Here is a 1,246-nt window from a genome sequence, read left to right on the forward strand (position 1 = left end):
TGGGGGGGGGGGCCGCACGTCCTGCGGGGGCGGGCCACCTTCGCCCCCCCGGGGGGCTTGCAGGCGGAGGTGCTCGCCGCGGAGATCGCCCGCCTGGTCGGCGTCTACGGCGACGGCACCACCCCGGTCCGCAGAACCAGAACACCCACCGCCACCCCGGCGCCGGTCTCCGCCCCCACCGTCGAACAGCTGCGTCAGCAGCTGGCGCGTTCGCAACGGGCCGCTGCCGAGACGGCCGTCGCGCTGTCCGGCTATCGCGCCGGACTGCTCGCCTCCATCAGCGCCGCCTGCGCCGTGCACGCCGAAGGACTCGCCACCGCATGACCGACGAACGTCAGGCCGTGCTCGACGCCCTGCGCGCCGAGTACATCGCCGTCTACGCCTACGGTGTGGTCGCCGCCCACGCCTCCCCCGAGCGGCGCGCACTCGTCGCCGAACTCACCGCGGCCCACCGCGCCCGCCGCGACGCCACCCTGGATCTGCTGAACTCGGCGGGCATCCCCGCGCCTACCCCGGAGCCCGCCTACACCGTGCCCTTCCCGGTGGACGGACCGGTCGACGCTGCGCGGCTGGCCGAGACGGTGGAGGCCGACGCCGCGGTGGCCTGGCGCGCGGTGGTCGAGCAGAGCACCACCGAGCGGAACCGCCGCCTCGGCGTGGAGGCACTGACCGAGAGCGCGCTGCGCCTGGCCCGCTGGCAGAACATCCTCGGCACGCCGAGCAGCGCCCTGCCCGGCGCGGTCTGAGCCATCCGGCGCGCCCATCCGCGGCGGGGTCAGCGGCGAATAGTCCATCGGTAGCGTTCCCGCCGAAACAGCCAGCCGGAGGACACGATCCGATGAGTCGCGCCGTACACCGGGCCTGTGTGCTGCTGATCATCCTCGCCGCGGCGGTCACGGCCTTCCGCACCGCGGGTCCGGCCGGGACCACCGGCGATCCCGACGATCTCGTCCGCGACTACACGACACCTGACCACACCGGCGCCTGAGCCCGCGCGGCGGGATGCCGCACCGGTCTTGTGCGGCACGGCGGCCACTGTGCCTGCTCGCCCCCAGCGGTCCCGCCGCGGTGCGACCGCCGGAAGGTCCGTGGCGACGGTGTGCGGACCGTGCCGATCCGCACGGACCGTGGATCCCCCGACAGCGAGAACGCCCCCGGCCGCGGGGGCCCGGCCGGGGGCGGGGGGCGCGCGGGGCCCCCGCGCCGCCCCGCCCGCGCCCGCCGCCCCGGGGGGCCGCCGCGGCGG

2 protein-coding genes and 1 pseudogene are annotated in these 1,246 nt (G+C 76.9%); all 3 read left to right on the forward strand.

Annotated features, from left to right (window positions below):
* Positions 1-324: pseudogene (locus QH283_RS19875) on the forward strand (hypothetical protein); the annotation flags it as partial.
* Entirely contained in the window at positions 321-746 is a 426-nt protein-coding gene (locus QH283_RS19880) for a ferritin-like domain-containing protein (protein ID WP_280504494.1), read from the forward strand. The pseudogene QH283_RS19875 and the gene QH283_RS19880, both read left to right, overlap by 4 nt.
* Before the next feature lie 92 nt (positions 747-838).
* Positions 839-988 (forward strand): hypothetical protein, encoded by a 150-nt coding sequence (locus tag QH283_RS19885; protein ID WP_280504495.1) that lies wholly within the window; start codon positions 839-841, stop codon positions 986-988.
* The last annotated feature ends 258 nt before the right edge of the window (positions 989-1,246 follow it).

It is taken from the genome of Nocardia farcinica, assembly GCF_029867845.1.
In the GTDB taxonomy this organism is placed as follows: Bacteria; Actinomycetota; Actinomycetes; order Mycobacteriales; family Mycobacteriaceae; genus Nocardia; species Nocardia farcinica_A.